Raw genomic sequence first — 18524 nt, forward strand, 5'->3', positions numbered from 1 at the left:
TTTACAAGTTGTTTAGTATTCAAATTGCTGTCTATAGATGAACTTATCATTCTTAAAGCTAAGTTTAGACTGAGGGTAACGCTCCATAATATCTTCGAGCTGTTCATTGATTGACAGATGATTCTCGTACGCCTTGTGAGGTGCCTCAGCACTGTCTTGCGAAAGGGTTGTCTCTACAGAGAGGACCTGAACCTCACCACTTTGGTAATAAGACAGACGAACTAAGCTATTTTCTTGATCATGAGCTCTCAACAAGGCATTGTCCAAGAAGGTCGTTAGGACAGCTGATAAATCCACTATATCAATATGGGATGGGGATATAGGGTCTGGAACCTCCATGATAAAATCAATTCCAACAGCATGAAACTCCATATACTTACTCTCAATGACAGAACGTAACAATTGAGAAAGCAGGTTGGGAATATCTGGCATAACCTTGCTGAAGGGAACTTCTTCCTCAGATAGGTTTTGACTGTCTCCCTCTTGACTAGTAGCCAGAACAGTCTTAGCCTTCTTAGGTACAACTACCTTAGGCACTCCATCACGGTATAACTCCTGATAAAGATGGAGGATATGCCTACTAGATTCCTGTAAGCTCTGGAAATGACGTTCCTGCTCCTCTTTCAACTCCAGAAAAAGTTCATCCTTTATCCACTGATTGGCATAGGAAACAACGATAAAGAAGGCTCCTGTTGCCAATAGAACGACCAACTTAGCATAATTGTTAACCACTTCCACAGGCCAGATACTAGCAAAGTAAGGCATGAATTCATTTAAAAGCCCATATGAAAGAAAGGCAAAGCTAACCCCAATAACAATAGGGGTGAAGTGTATGCGCAAGCGCTCCTTTTCCTCGACCTGCAAATATTCATAACCAATAAAACGGTGAACCAAGAGGTAAATAGGATAGGTAACTACCACACAGATAAACTCCGTTAAAGATTCTGGAATACGGCTAGTCAAGTCGGCTCCCAAAAGTAAAGGAAAGACGATTAATGACAAGCCCCGTATAATGATATTAGTTGTTCCCCAGGCATAAAAGCTATTAAATACCGGCTCTATCCATGGCAAGTCTGGACGTTTGTAATAACTAAAACAAAATAATATGAGAGGATTAAGTAAAAATTTGAATCCCATAGGAAGAAGGGGAGTCAAAACAACTGACAAAAGACCACCTAATAAAAGTAGCCTCCAAGAAATCTTGACCCTACCAGCTGCATGAAACATCAGATAATTGACAAAGAAAATCAAGAGTGTGTCTATAGATACTAGCCAATGAAAATCTTTAAAAACAGCAAATAGCGATTCAATAATAAAAGTCATTCTTTTCCCCCTCTCCCTTTAATCTGATTTAAGAAACTTCCTCAAAAATCCCCTAGGAAGCCCTTTTTACAACACTACTCATTATATAGCTTTTTGTAAGTTTTCACAATAATTAAATTTCTAATAAAGTATATAATACCTCTAAGAATCCATTTATTTATATAAGATGGACTTACTATTAAATTAAAGTTACAAATGTAACATAAAAAGTTGAGATAATTTTATCTCAACTTTTAGGTTATAACATTACTTTTTTTAAGACTTTCACCCTTGACAGGTCTAGTCAGCCTTATAGTAGAATTGCTTGGCGTCAGATTGTGCACTTCCTGATTGGGTCACCAGGATACGGTCTTTGGTGTTATCTGAAGCATCGGGATAATTTCCTGACACATTCGGTAATGTCGTACCTTTAGGGATGAAATAGATTATTGCGCCATACATTCCTGTTCTTAGGCTCGCTCTTAGGTAGCCATTTTCAAGACTGGAATTAGCATTTTGAACCTCATAATCTGTTGGTGCAGTTACTTGATCCTTAGAAAATGTCAAACTACTACCATTCCCATTCTTCCAAGTCCCTTCAAGGCTTTGGAAGTTATTATCCTTGATAGCATTAACATCCATGCCTGTTTGATCGGTCTTAGTTTCAGTTTTCGATTCTGTTTTGGCCTCTGATGAGCTTGACGATGACTCTGATGTTTGTGAAGAACTTGAAGATTCTGAGCTTTCAGACGTACCAGCACTAGAGTAATGCTTGAGCAGCTCTTGGTAAGCCTCTTGCATGTCATCTGGTGCTACCTTATAGGTCTGAACAGCCTTCTTATCGTAATTGCCCTTCCAGTAGTTAGTTACATAATAAACAGTACCATTAGAGCCTAGAACGATTTGGTAAGAATCCTTATCTTGGTCAACCAAATCCTTATAGAGCTTGTTATAGCCATTATAATTGCCACCAGTTTTATCATCAGCTGAGAAGTCCTTAAAGAGGGCTTTCTGTTCAGCGGCATCGTCTTCATACATAGCATGTTTTTTATCCTTCAAGGTATAAAGACGGAAGGATGATGTTGGGCTATAGTCGGCGGTCTTACCACTATTGTCATTAATTCCTAGAGCAAAGGAATCAACCGTGTTTTTATAGTCCTTGAAATCATAGTTTGAGACTTCCTTACCATTGATGATACCACTCGGAACACCAGTAATATGTTCATAGCCATCCGCATTGATGAGATTAGCAAGGATGGTAATCGTTTGGCTGCTATCTTTTTCCTTAGGTGCCTTAAATGAAAGGAAGGTTGGACTACCATCATTGACCTTGGTAATACTGTCAAAGCTACTTTGAACTAAAACAGCATCCTTGGCATAATCAGACTGATAGAGCCATTTCCCAAAAGCTTCCGTGATAGACTTAATGTCCTCAGTCGAATAGTCTGCAATATAAGTGGTTTCCTTATCACCATTGACATCGGTCTTAGTCTTGATATCTGCATTTGGCTTATTTGGATCGTTAGAAGACGACTCTGAGCTTGCGTCGCTACCAGAGGATGAACTACTTGATTCCAAAATATCCTTAATAATGCTTTTAACTTGGCTACTTGAAGAACTAGACGAAGCCTCGCTAGACTCAACGACTTCAGAACCTCCCTCAACCTGAGTATAGGTGTTTGAGTCAGTCATTTCAACCTTTGCATCTCCTCCAGGCACCATACTTGGTGTGATACGGATAGTACCGTCTGAGTTGCCGTTAGTTCCAGCCAACTTAAAGCTCAAAGAACGGTCTTCGCCGGCTTGGGCATTAGCCTGATAAGTATCCCCAGTCTCAGTATTTTTGACTTCGTATTTGTCTCCCTTGATTTTGCGAACTTCAAAACGCACCTTGTTCCCGGTATTCTTATCGACAACGGTTGTGGCATAAACTCTTGAAGACGATGTAAAAGCCGTGCTCTGAGTGTATTTTCCAAGTACCATGAAGACCAAAAAGACAAGCAAGGCCAAACCGATAAACTTTTTATGTTTAAACTGTTTCATGAGGTCCTCCTAGATAAATAGATAGCCTACAACATAGCCAAAGAGAGCAATACAAATCAAGAGCAAAATTTCCAAAACTAAAAACCAGCTAAACTTGAGATTGCCCAAACCAACCTTAGACAAAACTTGTCTGAATTTAGAATTTTTCTGTCTGCTCAAACCACTAGAAAGAGCAAAACCAGTCTTAGCAGCTTCAGCAACTTCCTTATCGCTCGGCTTGCGGCCATGCTGAACTTGGAAGTCAATCAGCCATTCATCATATTGTTGCATTTATTTCTCCTTCTTCTGAAGTGTGACGAAAAAGAGTAGGGCATAAACGAGGCAATGAAGCACCAAGGCCCACCATTGTCCCCAGAATTCGCCTGTAGACCCTTGAAAAGCCTCCAACTGGCTCTTAGGAACAGGGACCCTGTACTTAGCCAAACTAGATGGCAAGTCTGACAAGTCACTAGAAATCCCAAAAAGCTTGTGGCCATAACCTAGATAGACAAATTTTTGTACCCAATCAATGGCTTTTGGCAAAGATAGGATAGTTCCCGACAATGAAAATTGCATGATACCCACAACGACTGCTAGGATAACAGAGGTAATCTCAGATTTGCCAACCAAGGCTGAGATAAAGAGGGCAATAAAATGCGACGCCAAGAAAACCAGAAGCACTGTAATCCCAACTTCCCAACGGTAGGAACCAAAAATATGACCAGCGTCTGGAAACTCCTTGTCAAAGAACTTACTAAAGACCGAGTAAGATAGGATAAAGACAATGGTTTCCAAAACAGCAAAGAAGGCGTGAATCCCCATACTAGCCAAGGCAAAGGCCGAACGACTCAAACCTGAGAAAAAGTCACGGTTGAGAACTGAGCGTTCCTTAGAAATATAAATACTGTTTTGAACCACAATCAAGAGACTGGTTGAAAAAAGCAAGAGAAAGAGGGTCATTCGAGTTGTTTCGAAATCTTTCAAAAATCCCTTGTCTTGAATATAGAGGATTAAGCCTTCGAAAGCGACAATGCCCAGAAGAACCTTAACAAAATCCATGTAGTGGTGTTTAAATTTATACCAACTTAATCGTAATGCTGCGTTCATAAGTCTCCCTAAATCTTGTAAATACGTGTTGAAGCATTGAGCTCTTGGTAGACATCTGCGATATTCATATCCATATATTTACGAATCATATAAGGATCGCTAGTCTTGTATTCCAAAAGCAACTCTTCATAGGTCCCTGCAAATGTCGGACGTCCCTTAGACAAGAAGATAATCTTGTCAAAAATAGCCAAATTTTCTGTGTTGTGGGTAATAACCACAATAGACTTGTTAGCTGATTTAGCCAAAATTTTCAAGGTACGTAAGAGATTACGGTCACTAAGAGCATCCAAGCCTGAAGACGGCTCATCAAGGATAAAGTAGGGACTAGGGCTAAGAAGCTCGATACCAATGGAGACACGGCGTTTTTGCCCACCAGAAAGCTCTGAAATCTTCTTGTTTGCAAATTCCGTCAGCCCTAAATCATCCATAATCCCTGCAATGCGATGCTTTTTAGTCAGCTTACCACTTCCTTTCAGATGATGGTCCGCATAAAAATCAAAGGTCTCAGATACCTTGAGGTACTCACGTAGAAGATTTTGTTGGGGCACATAGGACCAAGAGCGTGAACCAGCAGTCACAGGTTTGCCATTTTCTAAAATACGAAATTGTTGGCAGGTTGGTTTAAGCTGGCCAAGGAGAATCTCAGTTAAGGTTGTTTTCCCTGAACCAGAGGCACCCAAGATACCGACAACTCGGCCAGTCTCCATAGTAACATCCAAATCTGTAAAGAGCTGGTTATCATTTCCCTTATATTTGAAACAGATATGTTCAAATGTTAATTGATTGGTTTCCATTAATATCTCCTAAGACATAAGTAACATCAAAGCCACAATTAGAATGGCTCCGATAATAAGAACGATGACATTGATATTGAAAAAGAGAATCAAGCTTAGTAGAATCACAAAGGCGAAGGCCGCAAAGAGGTAATTTTTAAGAGATGACTCTTTAGTCTGAGTCACCGCAACAGGTTCAAAAGGGATTTCCTTTTTACCTGTTACATTGCTAGTATCAGTGGTCGTCCCCTTTTCAGCTTCCAATGCCTTTCTCTGAGCCTGTCTGAGTTTTCGGTCGTATTGTAACTTCTCATGGTCTGAGAAAAAGATTGAGCGAATAGTGTAGAGCTCACTACGCAAACGCTCTCCCTCTTTGTCCAAGGTACCATTTGTCCAGAGCTCCTCCAGCTCTTCACGTAAAAAGGAAAGTGCCACGAAACAATCTTGAGCCGACATCTCTGGAGAGATACGGTTACTGACCTCTCTTAAATAAGGTACTTCCTGTCCTGTCTCTGTATCAATTGCTTTGTAGTAGTCTATCATGAGATGAATTTAGCAAAAATAGCTTGAAGTTCTGATAAGTCTTCCTTAACCACTTCTTGGGTTTGGTTGACTTGTGCGTTGACTGAAAAGCGTGCCACAACAGTATTGCTTCGAGGATCAGACACTGTTACGGTAACAATTTGTTCTGAATCGAAGGCATAGGTGACTTGTGCCAAAAGCTCGCCTTTCTGACGAGGTTGTGGCACTTGTCCTTCCACTTGTCCCAAAATCTTTACAGCAAATGGATTTTCATAATTTCCTTCTGTGATACGAAGTTTGAGCTTACTCTGTCCATCCACGACTGCAAAGAGATCCTTGGTCACTGCCAAAGGCAAGACCGAGTTGCGTGGAACCACGACACTATTATAGTAGTCACCCACAAAGCTGTAGTTCTTGTTTGGATTTTTCTTGAAGAGCAGACCTATTCCCTGAGAGGTCACATCCTTGATAACTACTCTGTCTGTCTCAGTTGTCTTACCATCCTGGTGCTCAGAGAAGCTAACCTCGTTATTGACAATAAGGTCGGCCAAAATAGATGCCCCCTGTGCCACGATAGTGTCTGGATTAAGGTCAAACTTAGGTTCCAAACCACTCATCAAACGAATCATTTGACGAATCATTGGCATACGTGTTGAACCACCCACAAGCAGGATATGGTCGATTTCTTCCCATTTCAAGCCAGACGCTTGAAGGGTAGATTGTACCTTGATTTCAGTATCTTTGAGGAGGTCCAAGGTAATTTCATTGAAAATTGCTTGAGTAATCAAGACACCGTAACCTTGACCATTGACATAATGCTCATAGAGAGCTTGGTCATTCACAGATAGACTAGTCTTAATCTGCTCAGCCTTATATTGAAGTTGAATTTTTTCCTTCTCGGAAAGGTTAGTCATATTGACCCCTTGTTTTTCCAACTCCTGCATGATGTAGCCCACAAGACGCTTATCAAAGTCAATCCCACCAAGGCGTGAATTCCCGTCAGTCGCTAAAATATCATAGGCATGATTAGCCACGCGCATGATGGTAACATCAAAAGTTCCTCCACCAAGGTCAAAGACCAAGACATTTCCTTGAGCACTTTTAGTGTGGGCATAGGCAATGGCCGCAGCTGTAGGCTCATTGATAATACGCAAGACATTAAATCCCGCGATACGACCAGCATTCTTCGTTGCCGCACGTTGATCTGACGTAAAGTAGGCAGGCACGGTGATGACAGCATCCTTGATACCGTCTGCTTGTCCCATCTCCTGACCAACGACATAGGCGCGTTTACGGAATTCGTTCAAAACCAAGGCCGAAAGAATAATAGAATTAACACGTGTGTGGTCTGGTGTATCACTGGCAATCGGACGCCCGATGTCACGTTTGAAGTCAAATTTAAAGTTTTCTGTACTTCCGATTTCTGTCCCACGCTCGATGGCTTCTTTACCAAAAGATACATGATTTTGGCCACTAATATTTGAGAAGTAAACCGCTGAACGCAAGACCTGATCGTCATTCGTCCCCATCGGAATAATCTCTGGCACATCTTCACGAACAACAGCCATAACGGAATTCGTTGTTCCTAAATCAATACCAATCGCTTTTTTTCTCATAACAATTTCCCTTCTAGCCTCATTTTGAGTTTTCTTGACTATAGCTCCAAGCAGGCATCCGCTTAGATTGTCTCCATTCATCGCTGTCACATAAAACTCCAAAAGAGTAAAGTTATTCCAGTCTAGTTTTTTTCACTATACTATATTATCACAAATAAAGAGACTATAAAATAGGAAAAAAGGGAGTAGGACCGAACAACTTTTTAAAAATTGTTCCTTGTCCCACTCCCTTGAGTGTCAATCAATCTGATAGACTGGATGAACTTATAAATACAGGAGTATTATCTACTTAAAGTGTCATGCTTTATAGCAACTAAGATACTCCTACTTTCTAAAAAAAGCTGAGAATCTCACCTCAGCTTTCTTTGTTATAGTCAAAGCGAATGACTTGCTTCTTTGCATCTACATGGGCGTGGACTCCGAAGGGGACAATTGCTCTTGGAGTTGCGTGTCCGACATTCAGATTATAGACAATCGGGATATGGCTATCAATGATGTCCATTAAAGCCTCCTTATAGTCGTCATAGAAGGTTTCATCCATAGGTTTCCCGACCAAGAGTCCACTAATGACTTCAAATATCCCAGTTTCTTTTAATGCCTGCAACATTTTTTTGAAATCATCAGGTTCAGGCTTTTCTTCACTTGTTTCTAGCAATAGAATCTTTCCTTCCCAGTCGGATAAGTCAGGGAAAAGTTTGTATTTTTGGCAGAGGTCTGTGCTATCTGCGTGTAGAGAGTTGTCAAAAATATCATAGAGAGACTCAAGACAACCACCGAGGATTTCCCCCTCGAACTGGGCATTGCCTTGTAACAAGTCAAAACCTGTATTTGCATGGCTGACACGAGGAGTTCCCAAGGCTTTGAGACTGAAGTCAGTTCTTTCCTCATACCAAACGTCACTAGGGCGAATTTCCGAGATTCTTCCCGTCTCAATCAATTCCTTGAAGTAGTGGAGGCTATATGGCAACATTTCTTTGTCTAACTCACAAATGTCTGCTAAAAATGATTGGCCGTAAAAAGTCTTGACCCCTAGCTTATGCAACATGAGGTGGTTCATGGTTGTATCCGAGAAACCGAGAAAAATCTTTGGTTTGATAACCTTTTGTAGTTGGTCATTTTCAAAGAGGTAGGGTAGCAAGCGATAGGTATCGTCTCCACCAATGGCACATAGGATCATGTCGATGCTATCATCAGAAAAGGCATGAATCAAATCCTCTGCACGAGCTTCAGGATGTTCTTTGATAAAATCTAAGCCTTTTAGCGAATGAGGTAAAAAGATAGGATTGAGTCCGAGGTCCTTGAGACGTTGAATACCCAAGTCCACTTCGTGCTTGACAAAGTCTTCACCGATAATCCCACTAGATAAACTTATAATACCAATAGTAGAAACCATGTCTTGTCCCTCCTGAAAATAGATTGAGCCTATCTTATCACAGGAGATGAGATAAAACAATAGGTATTATATTAATCAGATGTTCCCTCCACTAACTTAATCAATCGCATTCTCACCAACATAAATAATTTCTAAATTACCCAAGGAAACATCACCTTTGATGTAGAAATCCTTGTTAGTTAAGTTACTAGGATTTTCCTCATGCTGTACAGCTGAAAGAGAGTTATCCACATTCACATGCACCCGCCAATCACTGGGCACATAGAGGCTAAGACTACCAAGAGAAACGTCCACATCAAACTGAGCAGATGGCCCCTCAATACGGCAATTATCAAAATAAACGGAAGCCTGTCCTAAACTAACATCCGCACTCCCATGCGTAAATTGCTGGTCATTGAGATATTTGGTCACTACTGAAAAAGTGACATCAATATCATTTCCACCATTATTAGCGTCTGAGCCAGTAGAACCCAGTCCAAAGCGATTCTTTGTTTTACTAGAAGGATTGAAGAGAATGTTCAAGCCAATAACTGCAAGAATCGAAGAAAAGATAAGGACCGAATTAGATACTGGAAGAAAATGGAACTGTCCATTAAGTGAAAATAGAGCCACAATGCCATAGGCGAAACCAAGACCAAAATGTCGCTTCAAAAGACTAGAAAGGGACAAAATTGCCAATAAGACTACCCAGGCCAACATCCAAATACTAATTTCCCATTTTATAAAATAGTCTTGTACAATTACCAAAGCTGCCAAAAGGATCAAGAGGATCCCAATTAATTTCTTTCTCATTATCTTACCTCATTTCGTTTAGTCGTTCTTTTAAAACTTGATAGTAGCGTCTTGATACATGGACCTGCTTGTGGGTCTGATAGAAATTCACCGTACTAGTCCCCGAAAAAGACTTCTCTAAAGAATAAATCTGCTTAGCATTAACAATCGTCGATTTGGAAATCCGACAAAAGGCAATCGGGAGCAACTCTTCTAATTCGTAGAGCTTTTGCTTCACCTCATAGGCCTCATCCTTGGTATGTCCAAAAATCTTTTCCCCGTCTGTTTCAAAAAAGAGAATATTTGCCAAATCCAGAAAATATTCGCTTCGATCCTTGTAAAAGGCTAAAGGGACTAACTTTTGCTTTAGAATAGACTCTTGGAGCTGGGCCAATTCCTGTGTTAACCGAGGAGCTCGAATCAAGATTTCAGGCTCATCCATGGATGGGTCCAATTCGATTCTAACTTTCATAATACTCCTTTCCTGTCTTTTTGATGCTTCCATTATAACAACTGCTTTACACAAAACAAGGCCTTTTAGGTAAGTGGCACGGTTTAGCCCCTAAGAGGTAATAACAGACAAACAAAAGAACCTGGCAATTGCCAAGTTCTTCATTTTTTAGTCTGGAGGACTAACCTCCTATTTGTAATCAGTTCAACAATGACTAGCTCTATGAGAAAGCAGCTACTATTTCACAGTATTTTCACGACTCACATTTTGTGATTCGCCAGCCTTGCCATTGATACGGTAGTCGCTGTAGTTAGAACCATTGCTGCTAGAGTCACTATCATCACCAACATATTCTACATTACATGACCATGAGATTTTATCTTTGATATCTCCTGATGACTTGAATTTCGAATCATAACCATAATAGAAATCATAAACTGCAGTGAAGGTCACCTTGAAGGTCTTCTCACCAGTCTGAACGACTTCTGTGACGTCAACGTCTGAGAAAGTAATACTATCAGCGGCTCGGTTTTTGGCACCTGTAGTATTTTTATCAATATCAGCCGTTACATCCTTGTACATGGTATCATCAGTACCATTAAGGAAAATGTCGGATACACCATCTGGTGTCGTGTTGTGATTAGATGCGTAGCTACCAAACTTACCATAAGCAGCAGTCATTAGACGATCTGCCGTATCACGGTCAAGAACACCATCAGCATCAAGAGTAACCGTTTGGCCTTCAGAGATTTTCTTAATAGACAATGTCTCTGTTTTAATAGAGCTACCATCTTCGAAATTCTTCTTAACATAAACAGCTGATGAACCTGCTACTGCTACCTTGTTAACATCTAGTTTCCCTGAGTTGAGGGTTCCAACCTTGGTACCACCAACGTAGAGGTCTCCGTCCTTAAGATTAGACTTAACGGTAAAGCTGAGATACTCTACAGAAAGGTTGACTTCTGTTTTAGAAGTAACATTTTCCTCAGATGAGACCGTGATATCTTGATCATTGACCTTACCAGAAGCCACAAAATTGTAAGTACCTGGATAGAGATGGTTCAATTTAGCCGTGTAGTTATTGCCATCTGTAGTAGCATAAGAAACTCCGTTAATAGTCACATTCAAATCAGCTGTATTAACGGTTAAATCAACCGTTCCAGGATCTACCACGACTCTCCACTTAGGAAAAATAAGGAACTGACGTCCAACCTTTTGCATACGTTCGCCAGACAGGAGTTGGCTCTTGCTATAGGCTTGTGTACTTTTAGTGTCTGTGTACTTGACTTCGGATGTTTTAATTTTCTTTTTAGTATCAGACCATACTTGGTATTCCAAGCTATCTTTAAAACTCTTCTTAGCTGCTGCTTCATAACGCTCTGCTACTTGACCACGTGAGTAGTAATAAGAACCAAAGCCGTAACCAGCTAGCGCTAAGACTGTTGCAACAACACCAGCAATAATCAGGATTTTCTTTCCTTTAGCCATGGCTGGCTTGGCTGGTTTCGCAGCCTTACCATCTGAGATAAACTGATGGATGGTTGACACATCATAACCTGAAGACTTACCAAGTAAGAATTCCTCAGGAAGAGGTTGACGTCCAACATAGGTTTTAAAAGCCTTCATCCAGATGGCTTGTGCTTCTTTAGAAGTGGCCTCTGAATTTTCTTCAGCTTGACCTTGATCTGCTTGAGATACTGGTGCAAGCTCCTCAGTTTCTAAAGGAGTCGTTTCCTCTTCATCACCAAGCGGTACATCTTCAAACACTTCCTCGGCAACGTCATACTCATCAACTTCTTCTGTTGGTTCAGAAGGAGTGGCTTCTTGGTCCAAGCCCATTGCCGAAATGCCTTTAATAGCCTTTAAGTCAAAGTCTGCTTTCTGGCCTTCTTCAATCTCCAAAGCATGGGGCGGACGACCAACTGCCTTTTCAAATAAATCAATCCACTTTTCTTTTGTTGCCATAAAGACTCCTATAAACTTGCTTTTTCAAAAATCGTCAGAGGTTTACTTAGAATAGAAGACCTACTGTAAATGATGACATGATAGCAAATACGATTGCAAACAAGATTGACAAAATCACACCATTCAAAAGTGCTGCCAAAATCATTTGATAGAACTTATCAGCCTTCCACGCTGTTGTTACAGGAACAATTGTAAATAGATTAGCAATTGCAAATAAGAAGTAAACAACATAGAACAAGAATCCTGGGAAGGCAACAAGTCCAATAGCTCCCAACAAGATTGTTACAAGCAAGATTGGCAAGGCTAATGATGTCAAACGACCAAAACGATCAAAGCTATTCAAGAAAGTAGTCTCAGGGTCACGGAAGATGGCCTTACGTGTCACAAATCCTGCCAAGATAAAGGCAAAGATAAAGAGGAAGGCAGCTAGGATACTTGCGAAGAAGGCTCCAAAACCAATGCTAGATGTATGACTTGAAACTGGAGATGAGTAAGCATCTGTTCCATAAGAACCAAACATACTAGACAGTACATTTGTGGTTGACACAATTGAGCTAACAACTTTACGTGCAACAGCGCTCAAAATTGCAAAGAATGCAAGTCCAGTCAAGAGTGACAAGAAGATGTAGTTAAGCCAACCATTGTGCTTACCATAATCTGTCATGTCAGCTGGACGACGCCATGCATTAAGCAACCATGTCCAATAGTTTTTGAAAGTTGTCGCAAATGCTGATGGTTGCGCTGGAACAACTACAGCTTGACCATTGATAAATTGAACATTTTGACCTGGTTGAAGCGGTTGACCGTTAGCAAAAGCTGGTTGTTGACCAGCTTGAGCATTCACAAAACCAGCTTGTGGTTGCGCTGCTTGATTTGGCACTCCTTGGACTGGAGCTGTTTGAGCCCCTGCAAAGGTTGGTTGTGCTTGAGCAGCCTGAGCATTTGCAAAAGGAGCTTGCGGTTGTGCTTCTTGTGCATTTGCAAAAGGAGCTTGCGGTTGTGCTTCTTGTGCACTTGCAAAAGTCGGTTGTTGTTGCGCTTCTTGTGCACCAGCGAAAGTTGGCTGTGGTTGCGCCTCTTGTGCTGGTGTTTCTTGGGCACTAGCAAAAGCTGGTTGAACTGGTGCTTCTTGTACTGGAGCAGTTTCTACTGCTGGGGCGTCATCTTGGAACTCACCAGCTGCAAGTGCTGCTGCAATTTCTTCTTCAGTCGCTGAACGACCATTGATGGCTTCAAAAAAATCTAACCAATCTGCTTTAGTCATAATAATCTCCTTAAAAATACATAGAATGACTTTATTTTATCACAAATAAAGCCATTAATAAATGTCATTTTTATTAGAAAAAGGTTCGGAGCAAACTGTCCAAACCTTTATAACTTCTTATTTACTTCTTTGTAGAGATTTTTGAATCTGACGATCTAGCTCACGTTTAATGTGTGGTTCTGGTGCAAATCGCGCTTCCCAATCACTTGGTTTAAGAATTTTGTGAGTCACAGGATCAAAGTGAGCTTTGCCATCTGGGAAAATTTTACCCATATTAGCCTCATGAACAGTATCAAAGAAAGGCTTAGGATCCACACCCATAAGGACAAATGAGCCATAGGTCAAGTAAAGCAAGTCAGTCAATGCATCCACCTGACCAACCATAGTTGACTCTGAGTGCTCTTTAGAACTAACTTTAAGCGCTGCCTTGTCAAGAGCAGCATGCAAATCCAGAACAGCCTGACCAAAGACACGCTTGTCCCCACCTGATGAAGCATAGAGGAATTCGACAATTTCTTCCAACTTGAAGTCCGAACGGTGACTAGCTTCCTCAATACCGTAAACACGAGGCATATCGGTAGTTGAGCCATCCATCAAATGGTGGAAATCCTTAACCTTGTTGAAGTTGTCATCATCACTAGTAAATGAATTCTCTGTTTCAAAGTGAATCAAACCATAGTGTGACAAGGCTTTGGCAATCCCATTCTGGTTATTAGTATCAGTGACATGGGTAGCCTGGTCTTTCAGTTCATCTTCACCATTTCCCATGGCAACACCAACGCCGACGCCAGACAGCATTTCTAGGTCATTTTCCGAATCCCCAAAGGCCATAACCTCACTGAGTTCGAAACCAAAAACCTCACCTAGATGAGCGATACCTTTCAACTTAGATTGATCCGCTGAAATAATATCGGCTGAGTAAGGACTTGAGCGGGTAATCTTCACATGAGGAAATTTTTCTTCAATATCTTGTGTTTCACCCACCGTCGCTACCATAACTACCTGATAAATAGGCTCACGCATGATAGTTTTAAGGGTTTCAATGCTTTGTGGCTTGAAACGACGAATCAAAGACTTGAAACTACGCTCCACCATCTTAGCCCAGGACTTAGGGACAATACGGCTGACGATTTGTCCAAACTTACTCGTCCCCATACTGATAATATTGGAACCAACAAGACCTGTACTAGTCCCTAGAGAAATCTCTCTACGGTGCTTGGTGGCATAGCGAATCAAGTTGTAGACTGTTGATTTAGGGAGCTGGTTTTGATAAAGGATCTTGTCGTGAGTCAAAATATACTGACCGTTATAAGTGACTGCAAAATCCAGACCTAGATTGTCCATGAAAGGCTGGACAAATCCTGGACCACGACCTGTTGCCAAACCAACTAAGATACCATCTTCCTTCATTTGACTGATGGCTTTTTTGGTTGAACTAGACACGCGTTTTCGGTCATTTAGAAAAGTCCCATCAATATCAAAAAAGACTGCTTTAATGGCCACAGAGCTCCCCTCCTTCTAACATTTTATGCTAAAATAAATTATAACATAAATATGATAGTGAGTAGTATAAATGATAAAAAAAATCCTAGTCCTTCACACTGGAGGGACCATTTCCATGTCAGCGGATAATGATGGCAGGGTCAGCCAAAACGCTGATAATCCCATGAACCATGTGGGACTTGATTTAGATAATTTAGAACTAACCGTACTCGATTTTCTTAATATCCCAAGCCCACATATCACACCCTACCACATGCTGGATATTTACAAAAAAATCAAGGAAACAGCTGGTCAATATGATGGTGTGGTCATCACTCATGGGACAGATACCCTGGAAGAAACAGCCTACTTCCTAGATACCATGGCCGTCCCTGAGATTCCAATCGTTCTAACTGGTGCCATGCGTTCGTCAAACGAGCTAGGAAGCGACGGGGTCTACAACTATCTATCAGCCCTACGTGTTGCCAGTGATGACAAGGCCGCTGACAAAGGAATCCTGGTCGTGATGAATGATGAAATCCATGCAGCCAAGTATGTGACTAAGACCCATACCACAAACGTGGCAACCTTCCACACACCAACCCATGGTCCACTAGGCATCATCATGAAGCATGATATCCTATGGTTCAAAACTGCTGAGCCTCGTGTTCGCTTTGATTTGGAACAAATTACAGGAACAGTACCAATCATAAAAGCCTATGCAGGGATGGGTATTGGAGATGGTATCATCAGTCTCCTGGATCCTGAGAAGATTGACGGTGTCGTCATCGAAGCCCTGGGTGCTGGAAACCTCCCACCACTAGCTGCAGGAGAAATCACAAAGCTTATGGACAAAGGAGTCCCTGTTGTGCTCGTCTCCCGCTGTTTCAACGGTATCGCCGAACCTGTCTACGCCTATGAAGGGGGTGGGGTCAAACTCCAAGAAGCTGGCGTAATGTTTGTTAAAGAACTCAATGCACCAAAGGCACGCCTCAAACTCCTCATCGCACTCAGTGCCGGACTAAAAGGCCAAGAAATGAAAGATTATATCGAGGGATAAGACATGAAACTTAGCATTGAAGCAACCGATAAATTGGAAAATAAAGATTTCCACTATGAACTAACCATCTCAAAAACACATATCGCCATGGTCTGTGGTACCGTGCTAGCCAGTCTAGCCCTAGTCGCATGGTTGAAGAAAAAATAAAAAGCTTGAAGCATGGTCACCAGAAAGGTGACTGAACTGCTTCAGGCTTTTAGTTTTCTCCGTCTGGTCTATATTCAAGAATATCTCCTGGTTGACAATCTAATTCCTTACAAATGGCGTCCAGTGTTGTAAAACGGATTGCCTTGGCCTTGCCTGTCTTAAGAACCGAGAGATTGGCTGGGGTAATACCAATCCGTTCTGCCAGCTCGCCCGAGCGCATCTTCTTCTTGGCAAGTTCAACGTCCAAATTGACAATAATCATAAGCCCCTCCTAAATCGTGTACTCATTTTCCTCAGCAATGGCATTAGCCTTAGTCAAAATCATAGCGACAGCATAGAGGACAAAGCTAACTAGCAAATAACTGATGTTAAAGAAACTATAACTCTGGTTGCCAGTTCCAAATGTAAAGATACCATTATTGATAAAAGCCCCAAGAACGAGCAAATGCGCTGACCAACGAACCAACTTAGCATTTTTAGCGATGAAAATATCAGAACGATAAAGGTTAATCAGAAAGGCACGTAGGCACAACAAGAAACCTATGTTGACTACCATACGAAGGAAATCAATGGTTGCTGCAAAAAGTGTCAGACTAGTGCTAGTACTTTTCACGGTAACTCCCGAACCAAGAAGCATACGCCAACCTTGTTGTAAGAGTCCTTCATGACCAGTCAGAATAAAGGCGTCATTAAGAATGGTAATAACAAGACTTAAAAAGCCCGCAAAAAGGAGGACATTAACGAACAGGAGAACACTACGAAGTCGTTTTTGTTCTTGCGTCTCCTGACGATTTTTAGCACTTTTAGCCGATTTCCAACCATAATAACTAGAGCCAGCCAAGGCTAGGACGATTAAAAAATAGAATAAGATAGTTGTCATGTGTTACCTCGATTGTAAATACATTTTGATTTTTTGGGAATATAGACTAGAAAAAGCCAAGGTGCCTCTAGGAGCCCTTGACCTTATACTAAATCAGCAGCTAACTATTAACAGTATCAATTATATCGAATATCAATATAAAATACTAGTTTATAGATAAGATTTTACTACTTTTCAACTAAGATACATTCAATTATTTGACATTTGACAGCTGTTTGTCCCTTACGAAGACGGATAGCATCACAAGCTAGAGAGACCAAGAAGAGCCAAACTGATGTGCTGAAGTCCATTACTAGGTGATCTGTCGTTCCCAACTGCAAGAAGATATTCAAGGCTGATGGCACAAAGGTTAGAAGGGCAGCCTTTTTCAAGAAAAGAGAGAAATCTTCTGTCCAAAGTGCCTTCCAAGTAAAGTCTTTAAGCTCTTTACGAAGGAGCCAAATCAAGGCAAGATAGAAGGCAAATTGTAGCTCTGCGACCAGCCAGTAACCCCAACCAGAAAGGTATTGAACCTCTGCACCTGGGAAAAGATTGGCCACGTTCACAAAAGGAAGGATAAGTAAAGCAAGCATTGCAAGACCGTAGATTGCCATAAGAAGAATAAGAAGAGCGTTGATGATTGGTTTAAGTGTTTTCATGATAAGTTTTTCCTTTGTTAAATAGTTTTAGTAAATAATTTCTCTTTTTCGCGAATAAGATTATCTTTATCGAAAACTTATTATCGTTTATCGATAACTATATATTACACTCTTTATTTCTCCTTGTCAACACATTTTTATCGTTTTTCGATATTTTTTATCTAAATTTCAAAAAATAAAAACCAGTCAAGAAAATCTCAACTGGTTAGCTTACTTATGTTAATCGCCTAGACTGGTCAAGCTTCCGTCTAGACTTTTTATGAGTTTAAGAAGAGGGATTCTACGTTATGAAAAAAAGGAAAAAGGGATTTTGGAAAATGAGGGATGAAAGTTGTAGAATATGGGTAAATTTAGCCTCTTTCTAGCATCAATACTAGTTTTGATAAAACTTAAAGTCTTGAGGATGCTTCTGGAAATTTCGGTTGTAGGTTACTTTAATTTTTACTGTCATTGTTTTGTCCTCCTTTTTAGGAATGGTTTGGCCTAGCCAAAACGTTTTATTATCAAAACCTATCTCGTTTTGATGGTTTTATTATAGGTTGCCTAACTTAAAGAAAGCTTGTAATAAGCTTGAAGGAAACTTAAAACTCTCAGTGAGTTTACTGAGAGTTTTTCTGTCTAAAGCATGGATAAGATAAGACCCAACACCAGAGCCACCCAAACAGCATAGCGAATTGTCGCATGATAGCGGTAACTTTCAATAACCTTGGGTAGCTTTGTAAAGAGATAGGCAATGTAGGCAACTATGGAAAGAAAATACCCTTTAAAATTCCAAGACGAGCCTAAGATACTAAAATCTTCGAATAGTGGCACAAGCATCAGTACAGCCGTAAGCATGCACCAGACTGGCAAAAGCGTTCTTTCCTTTTGATGCTGTATATGGATAATCAGTTGAGCTATAAAACCCGCGACGTACATAATCAGTAATATCGAACAAGCTAGAGAGATAAGAAGTGAATAAAGATATAGGGTATGAAAGTCTGTCTTTCCTTCTATCAGCTTTGTCAATTCGGTAATAAACCAAATCAAGATGAAGGCGAAAAAATAAAATATAAGACCTAACATCATAAGAAACAAGGGATGCAAGATAGCAAAAAAATCGAGTTTTAACCGTCTTTTGTTCATTAGTTT

The 18524-nt window shown here is 40.7% G+C and carries 19 protein-coding genes; 2 read left to right on the forward strand and 17 right to left on the reverse strand.

Annotation, left to right across the window (positions count from 1 at the left end; genetic code table 11):
• Window positions 1-12: 12 nt before the first annotated feature.
• From ACWPVZ_RS05190 to ACWPVZ_RS05250, 13 genes are all read right to left on the reverse strand, one after another.
• Window positions 13-1323 carry an ATP-binding protein gene (locus ACWPVZ_RS05190; RefSeq protein ID WP_414341207.1) on the reverse strand — a complete coding sequence of 437 codons (1311 nt, stop codon included), beginning with the start codon at window positions 1321-1323 and terminating at the stop codon, window positions 13-15.
• Between the two features lie 279 nt (window positions 1324-1602).
• Window positions 1603-3345, reverse strand: a complete 1743-nt coding sequence (locus ACWPVZ_RS05195) for a DUF6287 domain-containing protein (protein ID WP_414341205.1) — start codon at window positions 3343-3345, stop codon at window positions 1603-1605.
• A 9-nt stretch (window positions 3346-3354) separates the two neighbouring features.
• A complete protein-coding gene (locus tag ACWPVZ_RS05200) occupies window positions 3355-3615 on the reverse strand; it encodes a hypothetical protein (protein WP_084915313.1) in 261 nt (86 codons plus the stop codon).
• On the reverse strand, window positions 3616-4431 hold the full coding sequence (locus tag ACWPVZ_RS05205) for an ABC transporter permease (protein WP_107372357.1): 816 nt from the start codon (window positions 4429-4431) through the stop codon (window positions 3616-3618).
• 8 nt (window positions 4432-4439) lie between these two features.
• On the reverse strand, window positions 4440-5225 hold the full coding sequence (locus tag ACWPVZ_RS05210; protein ID WP_037602569.1) for an ATP-binding cassette domain-containing protein: 786 nt from the start codon (window positions 5223-5225) through the stop codon (window positions 4440-4442).
• A 9-nt stretch (window positions 5226-5234) separates the two neighbouring features.
• On the reverse strand, window positions 5235-5747 hold the full coding sequence (locus ACWPVZ_RS05215; protein WP_414341204.1) for a hypothetical protein: 513 nt from the start codon (window positions 5745-5747) through the stop codon (window positions 5235-5237).
• Complete coding sequence (locus tag ACWPVZ_RS05220) at window positions 5744-7342, reverse strand: Hsp70 family protein (protein ID WP_414341202.1); 1599 nt, start codon at window positions 7340-7342, stop codon at window positions 5744-5746. The genes ACWPVZ_RS05215 and ACWPVZ_RS05220 overlap by 4 nt, the downstream gene beginning before the upstream one ends.
• A gap of 355 nt (window positions 7343-7697) precedes the next feature.
• Window positions 7698-8735: a S66 family peptidase gene (locus ACWPVZ_RS05225; protein ID WP_414341200.1), complete on the reverse strand. Its 1038-nt coding sequence runs from the start codon at window positions 8733-8735 to the stop codon at window positions 7698-7700.
• Between the two features lie 96 nt (window positions 8736-8831).
• A complete protein-coding gene (locus tag ACWPVZ_RS05230; RefSeq protein ID WP_414341198.1) occupies window positions 8832-9527 on the reverse strand; it encodes a hypothetical protein in 696 nt (231 codons plus the stop codon).
• A gap of 4 nt (window positions 9528-9531) precedes the next feature.
• Window positions 9532-9978, reverse strand: coding sequence for a LytTR family DNA-binding domain-containing protein (locus ACWPVZ_RS05235; protein ID WP_037598460.1), 447 nt, complete (start codon window positions 9976-9978; stop codon window positions 9532-9534).
• Between the two features lie 216 nt (window positions 9979-10194).
• Window positions 10195-11922 (reverse strand): zinc ribbon domain-containing protein, encoded by a 1728-nt coding sequence (locus ACWPVZ_RS05240; RefSeq protein ID WP_414341197.1) that lies wholly within the window; start codon window positions 11920-11922, stop codon window positions 10195-10197.
• A 46-nt stretch (window positions 11923-11968) separates the two neighbouring features.
• Window positions 11969-13186 carry a DUF6574 domain-containing protein gene (locus ACWPVZ_RS05245; RefSeq protein WP_454381236.1) on the reverse strand — a complete coding sequence of 406 codons (1218 nt, stop codon included), beginning with the start codon at window positions 13184-13186 and terminating at the stop codon, window positions 11969-11971.
• Window positions 13187-13303: 117 nt separating this feature from the next.
• A complete protein-coding gene (locus ACWPVZ_RS05250; protein WP_049545361.1) occupies window positions 13304-14689 on the reverse strand; it encodes a Cof-type HAD-IIB family hydrolase in 1386 nt (461 codons plus the stop codon).
• 73 nt (window positions 14690-14762) lie between these two features.
• Here ACWPVZ_RS05250 and ACWPVZ_RS05255 point away from each other — a divergent pair, with 73 nt between their 5' ends.
• Both ACWPVZ_RS05255 and ACWPVZ_RS05260 read left to right on the forward strand, forming a co-directional pair.
• On the forward strand, window positions 14763-15728 hold the full coding sequence (locus ACWPVZ_RS05255) for an asparaginase (RefSeq protein ID WP_060972674.1): 966 nt from the start codon (window positions 14763-14765) through the stop codon (window positions 15726-15728).
• A gap of 3 nt (window positions 15729-15731) precedes the next feature.
• A complete protein-coding gene (locus ACWPVZ_RS05260) occupies window positions 15732-15875 on the forward strand; it encodes a hypothetical protein (RefSeq protein ID WP_171966960.1) in 144 nt (47 codons plus the stop codon).
• A gap of 49 nt (window positions 15876-15924) precedes the next feature.
• Here the strand turns inward: ACWPVZ_RS05260 and ACWPVZ_RS05265 are convergent, their stop codons facing one another.
• The 4 genes from ACWPVZ_RS05265 to ACWPVZ_RS05280 all read right to left on the reverse strand — a co-directional run bounded on the left by ACWPVZ_RS05265 (window position 15925) and on the right by ACWPVZ_RS05280 (window position 18518).
• Complete coding sequence (locus tag ACWPVZ_RS05265; RefSeq protein ID WP_414341193.1) at window positions 15925-16137, reverse strand: helix-turn-helix domain-containing protein; 213 nt, start codon at window positions 16135-16137, stop codon at window positions 15925-15927.
• A 9-nt stretch (window positions 16138-16146) separates the two neighbouring features.
• The gene (locus ACWPVZ_RS05270) at window positions 16147-16755 is read right to left on the reverse strand and encodes a DUF2975 domain-containing protein (protein WP_073688474.1); all 609 of its coding nucleotides are present in this window, start codon (window positions 16753-16755) and stop codon (window positions 16147-16149) included.
• Window positions 16756-16922: 167 nt separating this feature from the next.
• Window positions 16923-17393: a hypothetical protein gene (locus tag ACWPVZ_RS05275; RefSeq protein ID WP_414341192.1), complete on the reverse strand. Its 471-nt coding sequence runs from the start codon at window positions 17391-17393 to the stop codon at window positions 16923-16925.
• A gap of 618 nt (window positions 17394-18011) precedes the next feature.
• Window positions 18012-18518 (reverse strand): hypothetical protein, encoded by a 507-nt coding sequence (locus ACWPVZ_RS05280; protein ID WP_414341191.1) that lies wholly within the window; start codon window positions 18516-18518, stop codon window positions 18012-18014.
• Window positions 18519-18524: the final 6 nt, after the last annotated feature.

The sequence above is a fragment of the Streptococcus sp. Marseille-Q6379 genome (assembly GCF_965119505.1).